Source organism: Streptomyces sp. NPDC005899, from assembly GCF_040629645.1.
Taxonomy (GTDB): Bacteria; Actinomycetota; Actinomycetes; order Streptomycetales; family Streptomycetaceae; genus Streptomyces.
On the sequence record NZ_JBEXWB010000030.1, the window covers coordinates 23672 to 38558 of the forward strand.

Annotated in this window: 13 protein-coding genes; 6 read left to right on the forward strand and 7 right to left on the reverse strand. The window is 72.1% G+C overall.

Annotation, left to right across the window (positions count from 1 at the left end):
• Positions 1-154 precede the first annotated feature (154 nt).
• Positions 155-1885 (forward strand): glycoside hydrolase family 18 protein, encoded by a 1731-nt coding sequence (locus ABZ371_RS06515; protein ID WP_358674378.1) that lies wholly within the window; start codon positions 155-157, stop codon positions 1883-1885.
• Positions 1886-2023: 138 nt separating this feature from the next.
• Here ABZ371_RS06515 and ABZ371_RS06520 read toward each other — a convergent pair whose 3' ends face one another.
• From ABZ371_RS06520 to ABZ371_RS06540, 5 genes are all read right to left on the reverse strand, one after another.
• A complete protein-coding gene (locus ABZ371_RS06520) occupies positions 2024-3409 on the reverse strand; it encodes an Nramp family divalent metal transporter (protein WP_358674381.1) in 1386 nt (461 codons plus the stop codon).
• Positions 3410-3534: 125 nt separating this feature from the next.
• Positions 3535-5010: a gluconate:H+ symporter gene (locus ABZ371_RS06525; protein WP_358674384.1), complete on the reverse strand. Its 1476-nt coding sequence runs from the start codon at positions 5008-5010 to the stop codon at positions 3535-3537.
• A gap of 146 nt (positions 5011-5156) precedes the next feature.
• Entirely contained in the window at positions 5157-5567 is a 411-nt protein-coding gene (locus ABZ371_RS06530; protein ID WP_358674387.1) for a RidA family protein, read from the reverse strand.
• 6 nt (positions 5568-5573) lie between these two features.
• Positions 5574-6332: an IclR family transcriptional regulator gene (locus ABZ371_RS06535; RefSeq protein ID WP_358674389.1), complete on the reverse strand. Its 759-nt coding sequence runs from the start codon at positions 6330-6332 to the stop codon at positions 5574-5576.
• Positions 6329-7390: a sugar kinase gene (locus ABZ371_RS06540; RefSeq protein ID WP_358674391.1), complete on the reverse strand. Its 1062-nt coding sequence runs from the start codon at positions 7388-7390 to the stop codon at positions 6329-6331. The genes ABZ371_RS06535 and ABZ371_RS06540 overlap by 4 nt, the downstream gene beginning before the upstream one ends.
• A 138-nt stretch (positions 7391-7528) precedes the next feature.
• On the opposite strand from ABZ371_RS06540, the gene ABZ371_RS06545 reads away from it, so the two are divergent.
• Both ABZ371_RS06545 and ABZ371_RS06550 read left to right on the forward strand, forming a co-directional pair.
• Positions 7529-8830: an alanine racemase gene (locus ABZ371_RS06545; protein WP_358674393.1), complete on the forward strand. Its 1302-nt coding sequence runs from the start codon at positions 7529-7531 to the stop codon at positions 8828-8830.
• A 39-nt stretch (positions 8831-8869) separates the two neighbouring features.
• On the forward strand, positions 8870-10492 hold the full coding sequence (locus tag ABZ371_RS06550) for an amidohydrolase family protein (protein ID WP_358674395.1): 1623 nt from the start codon (positions 8870-8872) through the stop codon (positions 10490-10492).
• A gap of 121 nt (positions 10493-10613) precedes the next feature.
• Here ABZ371_RS06550 and ABZ371_RS06555 read toward each other — a convergent pair whose 3' ends face one another.
• Positions 10614-11519, reverse strand: a complete 906-nt coding sequence (locus ABZ371_RS06555) for a serine protease (protein WP_358674397.1) — start codon at positions 11517-11519, stop codon at positions 10614-10616.
• 275 nt (positions 11520-11794) lie between these two features.
• On the reverse strand, positions 11795-12091 hold the full coding sequence (locus ABZ371_RS06560) for a hypothetical protein (protein WP_358674417.1): 297 nt from the start codon (positions 12089-12091) through the stop codon (positions 11795-11797).
• A 111-nt stretch (positions 12092-12202) separates the two neighbouring features.
• Here ABZ371_RS06560 and ABZ371_RS06565 point away from each other — a divergent pair, with 111 nt between their 5' ends.
• The 3 genes from ABZ371_RS06565 to ABZ371_RS06575 form a co-directional block, all read left to right on the forward strand.
• Positions 12203-13015 (forward strand): arylamine N-acetyltransferase, encoded by an 813-nt coding sequence (locus tag ABZ371_RS06565; protein ID WP_358674400.1) that lies wholly within the window; start codon positions 12203-12205, stop codon positions 13013-13015.
• 276 nt (positions 13016-13291) lie between these two features.
• On the forward strand, positions 13292-14503 hold the full coding sequence (locus ABZ371_RS06570; RefSeq protein WP_358674403.1) for a pyridoxal phosphate-dependent aminotransferase: 1212 nt from the start codon (positions 13292-13294) through the stop codon (positions 14501-14503).
• Between the two features lie 80 nt (positions 14504-14583).
• Positions 14584-14887, forward strand: a 304-nt coding sequence (locus ABZ371_RS06575) for a hypothetical protein (protein ID WP_358674405.1), incomplete at its 3' end; no start/stop codon positions are given.

The window sequence follows — 14887 nt, forward strand, 5'->3', positions numbered from 1 at the left end:
GCACCGGCACCGCGCCGCACCTCGCGCATCCCGCCCCGCCAGAGGTCTTGACAACTCTATTGGTCTGGACCAGTTTATCGGCCAACGGTGGCCACCGTCCCCCGCCGGCACACCAGTCCCCCCGGCTCTCCCAACTCCCCCACGGAGGCAGCAAGTGGAACGCTCCGCAGGCAGCAGACACAGAAGTCACCGCACCCGGCCCCTCCTCGGCGGAGCCGTCGCCGTCCTCGCGGCCGGGGCCCTGTCCGTCACCGGGCTCGTCAGCACCGCGGAAGCGGCCGACGTCAACGTCGCCAAGAACGCCGGATTCGAGTCCGGCCTCAGCAACTGGGCCTGTTCCGGCGGAAGTGGCACCACCGTCTCCTCCCCCGTCCACGGCGGCACCTCCGCGCTCAAGGCCACCCCGGCCGGGCAGGACAACGCCAAGTGCACGCAGACCGTGGCGGTGAAGCCCGGATCCACGTACACCCTGAGCGCCTGGGTGCAGGGCGGGTACGCCTACCTGGGAGCCGGCGGCACCGGGACGACGGACGTCTCCACCTGGACGCCGGGGTCGAGCACCTGGACCCAGCTGAAGACCAGTTTCACCACCGGCCCCTCCACCACCTCGGTGACCGTCTACACCCACGGCTGGTACGGCCAGGCCTCCTACTTCGCGGACGACGTGCAGGTCAACGGACCCGACGGCGGCGGCGGTACGGATCCCGGCCCCTCGATCCCGGGCGCGCCCGCCGGGCTCGCGGTCGGCGCGACGACCTCCTCCTCCGTCGCCCTGTCCTGGAACTCCGTCTCCGGCGCCACCGGCTACACCGTCTACCGGAACGGTGCGAAGGCGGCCACCACCACCGGCACCTCCGCCACGGTGACCGGGCTGGCCGCGGACACCGCGTACCAGTTCGCGGTCAGCGCGACGAACGCGGCCGGCGAGTCGGTCAAGTCCGCGACCGTCTCCGGGCGGACGTCCAAGGTCACCGACCCGGGCCCCGGCCCGTCCACCTCGGTGCCCAAGCACGCGGTGACCGGCTACTGGCAGAACTTTAACAACGGCGCCACCGTCCAGAAGCTCAGCGACGTGCCCGCGAACTACGACATCATCGCCGTCTCCTTCGCGGACGCGACGGCCACGCCCGGTGCCGTCACCTTCAACCTGGACTCGGCGGGGCTGAACGGCTACACCGTCGACCAGTTCAAGGCGGACATCAAGGCCAAGCAGACCGCCGGCAAGAACGTCATCATCTCCGTCGGCGGCGAGAAGGGATCCGTCGCGGTGAACAGCGACGCCTCCGCCAACGCCTTCGCCGACTCGGTGTACGCGCTCATCCAGCAGTACGGCTTCAACGGGGTCGACATCGACCTGGAGAACGGCCTCAACTCCACGTACATGACGAAGGCGCTGCGCTCGCTGTCGGCGAAGGCGGGCCCCGGCCTGGTCATCACGATGGCGCCGCAGACCATCGACATGCAGTCCACGTCCGGTGAGTACTTCAAGACGGCGCTGAACGTCAAGGACATCCTGACCGTCGTCAACATGCAGTACTACAACAGCGGTTCGATGCTCGGCTGCGACGGCAAGGTCTACTCCCAGGGCACGGTGGACTTCCTCACCGCGCTCGCCTGCATCCAGCTGGAGGGCGGGCTCGCCCCGTCCCAGGTCGGCCTCGGCGTCCCGGCCTCCACCCGCGGCGCGGGCAGCGGCTACGTCGCCCCGTCCGTCGTGAACGCGGCCCTGGACTGCCTGGCCAAGGGAACGGGCTGCGGTTCGTTCAAGCCGTCACGGACGTACCCGGACATCCGCGGCGCGATGACCTGGTCGACGAACTGGGACGCCACGGCGGGCAACGCCTGGTCGAACGCCGTCGGCCCGCACGTCCACGCCCTGCCGTAACCGACCGCCCGTCCGAGGACCCGCGCACCCCACCGCGCACCCAGGACCCGCACCGCCGCCGCTCCCCCGGCGGCGCTGCCGGCGCTTCCTACGCCGTGCGGGCCACGGGCCCGGGCCGGGTTCCGGACGCCGTACGGGTCACCACGGCAGCTCGCGCACCTGCTGGACGCACAGCACCACGAACAGCAGGCCCGCCGCGCCCAGCATCCCGTTGCTCAGCCACCCGTTGCGCCACGCCCGCGGCGTTCGGGAGGAGTTGAGCAGCCACAGCAGGGTCAGGGCCAGGAACGGCATGAAGAAGGCGCCGAGCACCCCGTAGCCGATGACCAGGCCGAACGGCTCGTCGAGCCAGAGGAGCGTCATCGGGGGGAAGGTCAGCCAGAGCAGGTAGGCCCGGAAGGGCCCGGACCGCTCCTGACGGCCGATCGCCGCGCTCCCCGCGTGCTCCGCGTCGCCGGGGCGGCGGCCCGCGCGCATCCGCTCCACGAAGTCGGCGAACATCAGGCTGACGCCGTGCCACACGCCGATGAGCGAGGAGAAGGACGTGGCGAAGAAGCCGACGAGGAACAGCTTCGCGGTGGCCGCCCCGAAGCGGTCCTCCAGGATCTGCCCTAGGTCGATCAGCCCGCGGTCGCCCTTGGTCAGGGCCAGGTGCGAGGCGTGCAGCAGTTCGGCGCCGACGACGAGCATCGCGACGACGAAGATGCCGGTGGTGAGGTAGGCCACCCGGTTGTCGAGCCGCATGACCTTCATCCAGGACGAGTCGGACCACCCCTTGGCGTTCACCCAGTACCCGTACGCAGCCATGGTGATGGTGCCGCCGACCCCGCCGATCAGGCCGAGCGTGTAGACGAGGGAACCGTCCGGGAGCACCGGCAGCAGCCCCGCGAACGAGGCTCCGACGTCCGGAACCACGCGCGCGGCGACGTAGACCACGACCACGAACATCACGCCGACCAGGACGGTCATGACCTTCTCGAAGACGGCGTACTGGTTGAACCAGACGAAGACCAGGCCGACGAGCCCCGTGATGATCGCCCAGGTCTTCAGTCCCGGCCCGTCGGGGAAGAGCGCCACGATGGGCAGGGCGCTGGAGGACATGGCCGTCGCGCCGTAGACGAAGCCCCAGATCACGACGTAGACCGCGAAGTAGGCAGTGGTCCACCCGCCGAGGGTGCGCCAGCCGTCGAACAGGGTGCGGCCGGTGGCGAGGTGCCACCGGCCCACCGCCTCGGCGAGGGAGATCTTGACCAGGCAGCCGATCACGGCCGCCCACATGAGGGTGTAGCCGAACTTGCTGCCCGCGATGAGCGTCGCGACCAGGTCGCCGGCGCCCACCCCGGTAGCGGCGACGACGATGCCGGGCCCGATGTACGTCCAACTGGGCTTGCGCTGCGGGACGGCGCCGGACCCGGCCGCCTCCGCTCCCGCCCCGGCCGCCGCCTCCGGCCGGGGCTTCGCCGCGGTCTCCGGCCCGGCTTCCGGTTCGGTCCCTGATCCTGTGGTTCCGCTTGTGTCCGCCATGCCGATCAACGAAGCGCAAAGCGCCGCGGCGCACAAGAGGGCGCGGCGCTCCCGCCCGCGTGTCCCGGACGCCCCGGGCGGTCCGGGACACGTCTCGTCCCTCCCCGGCGGGGTGCCGGGCGGCCTCAGATCACCAGGCTCAGGGCCGCCGCGACCACGAAGCCCGCGACGGAGAGCACCGTCTCCAGGACCGTCCAGGACTTCAGGGTGTCCCGCTCGGAGATGCCGAAGTACTTCGAGACCATCCAGAAGCCGCCGTCGTTGACGTGCGAGGCGAAGATGGAACCCGCCGAGATCGCCATGATGATCAGCGCGAGGTGCGCCTGCGACATGTCCTGGCCCTCGACGAGGGGGACGACGATGCCGGCCGTGGTGACGATGGCGACCGTCGCCGAGCCCTGTGCGACCCGCAGGACGACGGAGATCAGCCAGGCGAGCAGGATGACCGGCAGGCCGACGTCGTTGAAGGTGTCGGCGAGCGCGTCCGCGATGCCGCTGCCCTTGAGCACGGCTCCGAAGATGCCGCCCGCGCCGACGACCAGCAGGATGTTGCCGACGGGCTTCAGCGAGGCGGTGGAGACCGATTCGAGGGACTTGCGGGACCAGCCGCGCCGGATGCCCAGCAGGTAGTAGGCGAGGAACAGGGCGATCGTCAGCGCGACGAAGGGGTTGCCGAAGAACTCGACGACGGAGCGCGGGGTGGAGGGGTCCAGCGCGATCGAGGAGAAGGTCGCGGCGAGGATCAGCAGCAGCGGGGTGCCGATGATCGCCAGTACGGTGCCGAGCGCGACGGGCTTCTCGTGCGGGGTGACCCCGGCGGCCCGCTGTTCGGCGACGACGGCGTCCTTGGCCTCGGCGGCCGCGTCGACCATGTCCTGCGGTACGTCGACGAAGATGCGCTTGCCGATCCAGGCGGCGTAGCCCCAGGCGGCGAGGACGGACGGGATGCCGACGAGGGCGCCCATCAGGATGACCCAGCCGAGCGAGACGTTGAAGAGGCCGGCGGCGGCGACCGGGCCCGGGTGCGGCGGGAGGAACGCGTGGGTCATCGAGAGGCCGGCGAGCAGCGGCATCGCGTACAGAAGAATCGATTTTCCGGAGCGCTTGGCGGCCGCGTAGACGATCGGCGCGAGGACGAAGATGCCGACGTCGAAGAAGACCGGGATGCCGAAGATCAGGCCGGTGAGGCCCATGGCGAGCGGGGCCCGCTTCTCCCCGAAGAGGTTCAGCAGGCGGGCGCTCAGCACCTCCGCGCCCCCGGAGACCTCCAGGATCGCGCCGAGCATCGTGCCGAGGCCGATGATGATCGCCACGTGCCCGAGGATGCCGCCCATGCCGGATTCGATGACGGAGACGGCGGCGGACTTCTGGACCGTGCCGAAGAGTTCGGTGACGGAGAGTCCGGCACCCAGGCCGACGGCTATGGAGACGGCGAGCAGGGCGACGAACGGCTGCAGCCTGACCTTGATGATCAGGAGGAGGAGCAGCGCGATACCGAGGGCGGCGACGGTCAGCAGACCGGCGGTGCCGTCGACGAGGAGGAGGAACCCCCCGGTGTGGGGTGGCGCCTCGGCCGGCGCGGGGGTGGCGGCGAGCAGCATGTTCGGTCAACTCCGGTGGTGACAGGGTCCTTCGGGGCAGGGGGGAGCGCGGCACGGCGCCCCCGTGCGGGGTGGGGTGGGGCGCCGTGCCGTGATGCGGGGTGGTGCGTCGTACGGGGAGGCCGGCCGGGAACCGGGGCCCTGGGTCAGCCGAGGACGGCGAGCGCGTCGATCTCGATGAGCAGGCCCTTGGGCAGGCCGACGTACACCGTCGTACGCGCGGCGGCGGGGGCCGTGAGTCCCTGCTCCTCGAAGTACTCGTTGTAGAGGGTGTTCATCTCGGCGAAGTGGTCGGTGTCCGTCAGGTAGACGCGCATCATCATCACGTCGTCCCAGCTCGCGCCGCCCTCCTCCAGGATCGCCTTCACGTTGGCGAAGGTCTGGAGGGTCTGCTCGCGCAGCGTGGGCCCGGCGGGGGTGGGGGCCTGGCCCTCGACGGCCGGCAGGAAGCCGACCTGGCCGGCGACCTGGAGGATGTTCCCCTTCTTCACACCGTGCGAGAACCGGGCGGGCGGGGCGGTGTGGGTGCTGGGGGTGAGGGCGGTCTTCTCGGTCATGGCGGATCAGGCTTTCTTGGTGGGGGCGGTACCGGAGTACTCCCGGCTGATGGCGTCGGCGGTGCGCCGCACCAGGGGGAGGAGGGTGAGGAGTTCCTCCGCCGTCACGACAACGTTCGGCGCGGACACCGACATGGCGGCGACGACGCGCCCGTCCGCGCCCCGGATGGGGGCGCCGACGCAGTTGATGGACTCCTCGTGGCCGCCGAGGTCGGTGGCCCAGCCCTGTTCGCGTACGACGGCGAGCTCCTTGAGGAAGGCGCCGGCGTTCGGGACCGAACGGGACGTGTACATGGGGTAGTCGAGCTTGTCGGCGATCGCGCGCCGCTCCGGCTCGGTCAGGTCGGCCAGGAGCAGCTTGGCGACCGCGGCGACGGTGATCGCCACGGGCTTGCCGATCCGTGAGTACATCCTCACGGGGTAGCGGCTCTCGACCTTGTCGATGTAGAGGACCTCGTTCTCCTCGTACACGGCGAGGTGGACGGTGTGCCCGCAGTGCTCGTTGAGCGCGACGAGGTGGGTGTGGGCGATCTCGCGGACGTCGAGGTTCTCGACGGCTTCCTGCGCGAGCGCGAAGAGCCGGGCACCGAGACGGTAGCGCTGGTCCTGCTGGCGGTAGACGAGTCCGTGTTCGTGGAGCGTGCGGAGCAGGCGCAGCGCCGTGGACTTGTGGACGCCGAGCCGCTCGGCGACCTGGCCGAGATCGGCCGGTCCCTGGGCGAGCAGCGGCAGGATGCTCAGCGCGCGGTCGACGGTCTGGCTCATGTGCTTCGTACCTCCTCGGGTGCCCGTTCGGCCGCTGTCCAGCCGGGGCCGAGTCGAAGTGTCCCCCAGGCGCTGTCGTCGAGTGCCGCGAGGCGGTCGGCGTGGGCGCGGGCCGGGGGCGCGGTGAGGTCGCCGGGGACGGTGAGGACGGCGGCGGCCATGAGGTGCCCGTGCCGGGCCCGGTCGCGCACGGGGAGGTCGCGCAGGGTCGCGGAGAGGAAACCGGCCGCGAAGGCGTCGCCGGCTCCGACGGCGGCGACGACGTCCACGTGCAGGGCGGGGACGGTGGTGACGGTGTCCTCCCGCCCGTGGGCGGTGCGGGAGAAGACCGTCGCGCCGTCCGCGCCCCGCTTCACGACGAGGACCTCGGGCTCGGGCGCGGTGGCGCGGATCGCTTCGGCACCGCGGACGCCCCACGCCTCCTCGGCCTCGTCCTCGCCGACGAAGACGAGGTCGCTCCGGCGGGCCAGGTCGAGCAGGACCCCGGGGCCGGCGTCGTTCCCCGTCCAGAGGCCGGGACGGTGGTTGACGTCGAAGGAGATCAGCGGGCGGCCCTCGCGCGGGGCGGTCAGGTCGTGCAGCAGGGCGAGGCAGTCCGCGGAGAGTGCGGCCGTGATGCCGGACAGGTGCAGGACGCGCCCGGCGAGCAGGTCCGCGTAGGGGGCGTTGCGCGGGGACATCGCGGAGGCGGCGGAGCCGGCCCGGTAGTAGGCGACCTCGTGGGCGCCGTTGCCGCGGTCGGTGGCGGTGCGGAAGTAGACGCCGGTGGGGCGGTGCGGGTCACGGCGTACGGCGGAGGTGTCGACGCCGTATCCGCCGATCGCCTCGACGAGGTGGTCCCCGAAGCCGTCCGCACCGACCCGCCCGACCCATTTCGCCCGGTGGCCGGAGGCGGCCAGGGCGCAGGCGACGTTGGACTCGGCGCCGCCGATCCCGCGGGAGAACGAGGGGACGTCGGCGAGGCGGCCCGGCCGCGAGGGCAGGAACGTCACCATGGACTCGCCGAGGCACACGACGTCCGTGTCCGCCGTGCTTGTCCTGGTCGCGGGTCCGGGCACGCTGGGCTCCTCCTGGTCGGCCGTGGGCGCCGGTGCTCACCATTGACCCGGCATCGGCTCGGATGTTAGACAGCGCTTAGCGATATGCGCAATGGGTGTTGCATATGATGCAACGACAACGTCACCTAGGAGGCTCCCTTGGCCGCCGAGCAGTCCATCGAACAGTCCCTGACGGCACTCGCCGGCGAACGGGTCGACCACCGCTTCAAGGCGTTGCCGCCCGACGCGGAGGGGCTGACCGTGGGCGCCCTGGCGGCCGAGCGCCGCAACCTCTTCTCGGGGGGCTTCACGACCCCCGTGCTGGCCCTGTCCGCCGAGTCGGTCGAGGCCAACCTCGCCCTGCTGAGGACGTACGCGCAGCGGCACGGCCTGGCTTTCGCGCCCCACGGCAAGACGTCGATGTCGCCCCAGCTCTTCGCCCGCCAGCTGGAGTACGGCGCCTGGGGCATCACCGCCGCCGTGCCCCACCAGGCCCGGGTCTACCGTGCCCACGGCGTGCGCCGTGTCTTCCTGGCCAACGAACTCGTCGACGCGGTGGCGCTGGGCCGGATCGCCGCCGACCTGGACGCCGACCCGGACTTCACGTTCGCCTGCTACGTCGATTCGGTGCGCGGCGTCGAGCTGATGGAGGAGGCCCTGCGCGCGGCGGGTGCCGCACGCCCCGTGGACGTCGTCGTCGAACTGGGAGCGGGCCACGGTGCCCGCACCGGCGCGCGCACGGAGGCGGACTGCGCCGCCGTGGCGGACGCGGTGGCCGGCGCGTCCACCCTGCGCCTGGTGGGTGTCGCCGGTTACGAGGGCGAGGTGCCGGACGCCTCCCCCGAGCGGGTACGGGAGTGGCTGCGCCGGCTCGTCGCGCTGGCGGCGGACTTCGACGCGGCCGGCCGCTTCTCCGCACTGGCCGACGGCGAGCAGATCATCGTCAGCGCGGGCGGCAGCGCGTGGTTCGACGCGGTCGCCGACGTCTTCGCCGGGATTCCCGCGCTGAGCCGGCCCGTCCTCAAGCTCCTGCGGTCCGGCGCCTACGTCAGCCACGACGACGGCCACTACCGCCACCTCACCCCCTTCAACCGCGTGCCGGAGGAGGGGGCGCTGCGGCCCGCCTTCCGCCTCTGGGCCCAGGTCGTCTCCCGCCCCACGCCCGAGCAGGCGTTCGTCAACGCCGGCAAGCGTGACGCCGCCTACGACCTGGACCTCCCCGAGGCCCAGGTGGTCCGCTCCGCCCGCGACGGCTCGGTGCGCCCCGCCACCGGGATCACCGTCAGCGGGCTGTCCGACCAGCACGGCTGGGTGCGTACGGAGCCGGGGGCCGAGCTGGAGGTGGGCGACTGGATCGGGATGGGCCTCTCCCACCCCTGCACCTCCTTCGACAAGTGGCAGCTGATCCCGCTGGTGGAGGCGGACGGCACCGTCACCGACTACATCCGCACCTTCTTCTGATCCCGGCGGAGTCCCTCCCACCCCGAAAGGCGACCACTCATGGACCTGGTCATCCGCGACGCCCGCGTCGTCGACGGCACCGGCGGCCCCTCCTACCGCGCAGACGTGGGCATCACGGACGGCCGGATCACCGAGATCCGCAGGGAGGGCGACGGCCCCCGCCCCTCCGCCGCCCGCACCCTGGACGCCGACGGCCTCGCGCTCTCACCGGGCTTCGTCGACATGCACGCGCACAGCGACCTCGCTCTGCTGCGCGACCCGGACCACAGCGCCAAGGCAGCCCAGGGCGTGACCCTCGAGGTACTGGGCCAGGACGGCCTGTCCTACGCACCCGCGGACGACCGGACACTCGCCGAGGTGCGCCGCACGATCGCCGGGTGGAACGGCGACGGGGGCGACATCGACTTCGACTGGCGCACCGTCGGCGGCTACCTGGACCGCCTGGACCGCAACTTCGGCGGCCAGGGCATCGCCGTCAACGCCGCCTACCTCATCCCCCAGGGCACGGTCCGGATGCTCGCCGTCGGCTGGGACGACCGGCCCGCCACCGGCGCCGAACTGGACCGGATGCGGGGGCTCGTCGCGCAGGGCATGGCCGAGGGCGCGGTCGGCATGTCGTCCGGACTGACGTACACCCCCGGGATGTACGCGGACGACGCCGAACTCACCGAGCTGTGCCGCGTGGTGGCCGCCCACGGCGGTTACTACTGCCCCCACCACCGCTCGTACGGAGCCGGCGCGCTCGCCGCCTACGAGGAGATGGTGCGGCTCACCCGCCGCGCCGGCTGCGCCCTCCACCTCGCCCACGCCACGATGAACTTCGGCGTGAACGAGGGGAAGGCGCCGGAACTCCTCACGCTCCTGGACGAGGCCCTCGCGGCCGGGGCGGACATCTCGCTCGACACCTATCCGTACACCCCCGGCTGCACCACCCTCGTGGCGGTGCTGCCCAGTTGGGCGGGCGAGGGAGGTCCCGAGTCGGTCCTGGCCCGGCTGGCGGACGAGGTGACGGCGGAGCGGATCCGCCACCACCTGGAGGTCGTGGGCTCCGACGGCTGCCACGGCGTGCCGATCGAGTGGGACACCATCGAGATCTCCGGGGCCGGTTCACCGGAACTGGCCGGCTACGTGGGCCGCACGGTGGCCGAGTCCGCCCGGCTGCGTGGCGAGGAGCCCTGGACGACGGCCCGCCGCCTGCTCGTCGAGGACCGGCTCGGTACGACCATCCTCCAGCACGTGGGCCACGAGGAGAACGTGCGGCAGATCATGCGCCACCGGGTGCACACCGGGGGCAGCGACGGCATCCTCCAGGGCGACAAGCCGCACCCGCGCGCCTACGGCACCTTCCCCCACTACCTCGGCCACTACGCACGCGAGCTGGGCATCCTCAGCTTGGAGGAGTGCGTCGCCCACCTCACCTCCCGCCCCGCGGCCCGCCTGCGCCTGGCGGACCGCGGGTACGTCCGCGAGGGCTACCGCGCGGACCTGGTCCTCTTCGACCCGGACACGGTGGCGGCGGGCTCCACGTTCGACGAGCCGCGCACCCTCCCGGTGGGCATCCCGCACGTCCTGATCGACGGCCGCTTCGTCGTCCAGGACGGCAGGCGCACCTCGGAGCTGGCAGGCCGCGCGGTCCGGGGCACGGGCCCGACCGCGGTGTGAGGAAGTGCCCCGGCCCGGCGCGCCCCGCGCCGGCAGGGGGCCGGGCCGGCTGACGGGCCCGGCCGCCGGGGGCCGGTCCCGGTCTCCGTCCGGCGGCGCAGCCGGGACGGTGCCCGGGGCCCTACGGCTTGGGCAGGGCGCAGCCCGTCCTGGTGAGGTCGATCCGGCTGCCGGGGCCGATGCACGGGACGATGCCGTAGGTCTGCTGGGCGTAGTTGATGCCCTGCCGCACCGTCACCGTGCCGTTCTCGTCGACCTCGCACGGGTTGTTGTCCGTGCACCGCTGCCCGTCCTCGTTCCCGGTGTTGTTGACGGCGACCACCTTTCCGGTCGCGTCGGCGACGACCGGGGATCCGGACGTACCGCCGATGGTTCGGCACGCGGAGGTGTAGCGCACCGAGTCCTTCCAGGTCCAGGCCCCCTCCTTGAGGCGGTACGCGAACCCGTCGACGGCACAGCTGTACGTGCGCTTCCAGTACCCCGAGACGACGGTGATCGCCGTCCCCCGCACGGGGTGGGCGGCGTCGAGTTCCAGGGCCTTGATGCCGTAGGAGCTCTCGATCTGGGCGTAGGTGCGGGTCAGCCGGTAGAGCGACACGTCCGTGTCGGTCATGGTCCCGTACGCGATCCTGTTCGCGCGCAGGGTGCCGACCCCCGTACCCGCCGCGTTCAGCAGGGTGAAGCCGCGGGTCGACGCCTTGTCCAGGACGACCTCGCCGGGGTCCGGGAAACCGGTCTCCAGGCAGTGCCCGTTGGACAGGACGAGTGCCGGGTCGGCCGGGAGGGAGGCGGCGGTGCGGACGAGCGAGCCGGAGCAGTTGCTGAGCGCGACCGTGCCGGCGAAGCCGACGGCCTTCACGCGAAGTCCGGCCGCCCTCGCACTCCCGGGGGCGGCCTGCGTTCGCGCGTCGGAGGCTTCCGCGCGGACGTCGGCGGTGTCCGGGCCGGTGGCCGCGACGGCCGGGGCGGCGGCGCCCGCCGCGAGGAGCAGGGCGGAAAGAGTTGCGCCGACGAGAGGCTTGTACATGTGGGGGTCCCCTCCAGATGCGTCCGTCACCGGAGTTCTTCCGGTTTGACATGCGCATGCTGGCGTACGGGGAAGGGGCCCACAAGGGGCGCAATCAAGCCGCCGACGGGCCTGACGGAAGGGGAGGCCGACCGTGGACGACCAGCCTGCCTGTCCCCACATCCACCGGAAGCGTCACCGCCGTGACCCCGACCGCACCACCCCGCACCCGCCGAGGGCGGCGCCGCCGCGGCGCCGGCCCTCCACGCCCGTCCGCCCCGCGAAGGCGCCGCCCCTCACTCCGCGCCGGCCGCCTCCCTGGAGTACCTCACCGCCGACAGGAGGCTGAGCCCCGGCTCGGCCTTCCGCAGGATCCTGACGGCCTCCACCGTGTCGGCCTGCCCCTCGTACCCCGCCGCCGAGAGGCGCCGGCGCACCCAGCGGGCGCGCAGTTCGGCGTCCGGGACCTCGGCGGCCCGCTCGACGAGGGCGACGGCGCGTTCGAGGCCCGGCCGTTCGGCGTCGGAGGCGGTACCCAACGCCTCACGCAGCAGCTCGCCGACGTCCGCCGCCTCGCGGATCACGATCGCGATCCCGTCCCCCCCTGGGCCCGCCCTTACCGATCATGGGCCCAGCGTTCCTCCTGTTCCCGGCCGCGTCACGGCATTTGAGAAACATCTGAGGTCTCTGCGTACTGTCGGGACATGACTCTCGACCTCGACGCCTACTTCGCCCGTATCGGCTGGTCCGGTGAGCGCCGGCCCACCCCGGAGGTACTGCGGTCCGTGCACCGCGCCCACGTGCTGGGGATCCCCTTCGAGAATCTGGATCCCGTCCTCGGCCACGTCCCCTCCCTCGCGCTCCCGAACCTGGAGGCCAAGCTCGTCCGGGGCGGGCGGGGCGGGTACTGCTACGAGCACAACACCCTGCTCGCCGCCGTCCTGACCCGGCTCGGCTTCGGGGTGACGCTGCTGGCCGGCCGCGTGGTGTTGGGCGCCGCTCCGGGTGACGTCCGGCCACGCAGTCACATGCTGGTGAAGGTGGAGGCCGAGGGCGCCGGCGATCCGCTTCTGGCCGACACGGGTTTCGGGTCCAGCGGGGCGCTGCTGGAGCCGATCCCGCTGGTGGTGGACACGGAGCTGCTCGACACCCCCCGGCACCACCGGCTCGTCCACGCCCCGCACGACGGCCCCCTGGAGCTGTGGGAGTTGCAGTCCGAGAAGGGCGGCACCTGGGAGCCGCAGTACGAGTTCACCCTGGAGCCGTTCGAACAGCCCGACTTCGAGGTCGTCAACTGGCACATGGCCACGAACCCCCGCTCACCGTTCCGGCGGACGGTGTACGCCCGGCGCACCCTGCCCGGCCTGCACCGGGCCCTGTCGGGCCGCACCCTGGTGGAGACCGCCGACGACGGCACGGTCACGGAACGCGAGCTGAGCGGTCCGCCGGAGGTGCTGCGCGTGCTGGCCGACGACTTCGGCGTGCGGCCGCCCGACGGGACCGCCCTGCCCGGATGAGCGGCGGGCCGCGGCCGGCCCCTCGTGACGCACGCGGGACGGCGGAAGGGCCGCGCACGCGGACCGCGCACCCGGGGAGCGGGTGGCGCATCTCACCCGTCCGGTCCGCCGGTCCGGCATTCCAAGCCCGAACGCCGCCCCGACCGGCGTTCTCACGGCGGGCGGGCGGGGCGGCATGCCGATGGAAGACCGGACGGCACGTGGTGGCGCCCCGGCGGGAGCGGCGCGCACCCGAACGGGGGGCAGCGCGCGAAACACGGTCGTAAGCTCGCGGACATGCAGGTCATCCAGTCCACGAAGCTCTCCGGCGTCTGTTACGAAATCCGCGGCCCCGTGCTCGAGGAGGCCATGCGGCTCGAAGCCGCGGGCCACCGCATCCTCAAGCTCAACACGGGCAATCCCGCCGCGTTCGGCTTCGAGTGCCCGCCCGAGATCCTCGAGGACATACTGCGCAACCTCGCGGGCGCGCACGGTTACGGGGACGCCAAGGGCCTGCTGTCCGCCCGCCGGGCGGTGATGCAGCACTACCAGACCAAGGGCATCGACCTCGGCGTCGAGGACGTCTACCTGGGCAACGGCGTCTCCGAGCTGATCCAGATGTCCATGCAGGCCCTGCTGGACGACGGCGACGAGGTGCTCGTCCCCGCGCCGGACTACCCGCTCTGGACGGCCTCGGTCTCGCTGGCCGGCGGCACGGCCGTGCACTACCGGTGCGACGAGCAGGCCGACTGGATGCCCGATCTCGCCGACGTCGAACGGAAGATCACCGACCGCACCAAGGCTCTCGTGATCATCAATCCGAACAATCCGACGGGGGCGGTGTACGACGAGGAGATGCTGCGCGGGCTGACGGAGATCGCCCGGCGCCACAATCTGGTCGTCTGCTCCGACGAGATCTACGACCGGATCCTGTACGACGGTGCGACGCACACGCCGACGGCGGCCGTCGCGCCCGATCTGATGGTGCTCACCTTCAACGGGCTCTCCAAGAACTACCGCATCGCGGGCTACCGCTCGGGATGGATGGCGGTCTGCGGCCCCAAGGCGCACGCCTCCTCCTACATCGAGGGCCTGACGGTCCTGGCGAACATGCGGCTGTGCGCGAACATGCCCGCCCAGCACGCGGTGGCCACGGCACTCGGCGGCCGGCAGTCGATCAACGAACTGGTGCTGCCGGGCGGGCGGATCCTGGAGCAGCGGGACGTGGCGTACGAGCTGCTCACGCAGATCCCCGGGGTGACCTGCGTGAAGCCGAAGGGGGCGCTGTACCTCTTCCCCCGGCTCGACCCCAAGGTGTTCAAGATCAAGGACGACCGGCAGATGGTGCTCGACCTGCTGCGGTCCGAGAAGATCATGGTCGTGCAGGGCACGGGCTTCAACTGGCCGGAACCCGATCACTTCCGGGTGGTGACGCTGCCACCGGCCAAGGACCTGACGGACGCCGTCACCCGGATCGGGAACTTCCTGGACGGCTACAGCCAGCCGTGACCACCCCAACTCCGGATCGCGGACAACTTTAGACAGATTCCAAGCTAGGATGGACCTACTGCACCACCAGGAGGCCATCCATGTACGAGCCGATCCGCACGAAATCGGTCCACACACCGGCCGACGACGCCGATTTCCCGCACCGCAGCCGTGAGGAGGAGCTGGACATCCAGCTCGCGGGGCACCTAGCCGCGCTCCTCGCGGTCACCGACGAGCTGGGGCTGGCCACCACGGGCGACCGCATCGCCGAGCAGGTGGCCCGCCTCCGGGGCGCGCCGCCCGCCCGGCACGCGGGGCGCACCGCCGCGGCCCCGGCCGTCCTCCACCGCCGCGCCCACGCCCTGGCGGGCCGGGCCCTCGTGGTGGCGGCGTCCCGCGCCGACA

Bases quoted from the DNA above. Each gene is read 5' to 3' on its own strand.
- ABZ371_RS06520 (WP_358674381.1), bottom strand. From the start codon at position 3,409: ATGGCGGACACAAGCGGAACCACAGGATCAGGGACCGAACCGGAAGCC.
- ABZ371_RS06525 (WP_358674384.1), bottom strand. From the start codon at position 5,010: ATGCTGCTCGCCGCCACCCCCGCGCCGGCCGAGGCGCCACCCCACACC.
- ABZ371_RS06530 (WP_358674387.1), bottom strand. From the start codon at position 5,567: ATGACCGAGAAGACCGCCCTCACCCCCAGCACCCACACCGCCCCGCCC.
- ABZ371_RS06535 (WP_358674389.1), bottom strand. From the start codon at position 6,332: ATGAGCCAGACCGTCGACCGCGCGCTGAGCATCCTGCCGCTGCTCGCC.
- ABZ371_RS06550 (WP_358674395.1), top strand. From the start codon at position 8,870: ATGGACCTGGTCATCCGCGACGCCCGCGTCGTCGACGGCACCGGCGGC.
- ABZ371_RS06555 (WP_358674397.1), bottom strand. From the start codon at position 11,519: ATGTACAAGCCTCTCGTCGGCGCAACTCTTTCCGCCCTGCTCCTCGCG.
- ABZ371_RS06565 (WP_358674400.1), top strand. From the start codon at position 12,203: ATGACTCTCGACCTCGACGCCTACTTCGCCCGTATCGGCTGGTCCGGT.
- ABZ371_RS06570 (WP_358674403.1), top strand. From the start codon at position 13,292: ATGCAGGTCATCCAGTCCACGAAGCTCTCCGGCGTCTGTTACGAAATC.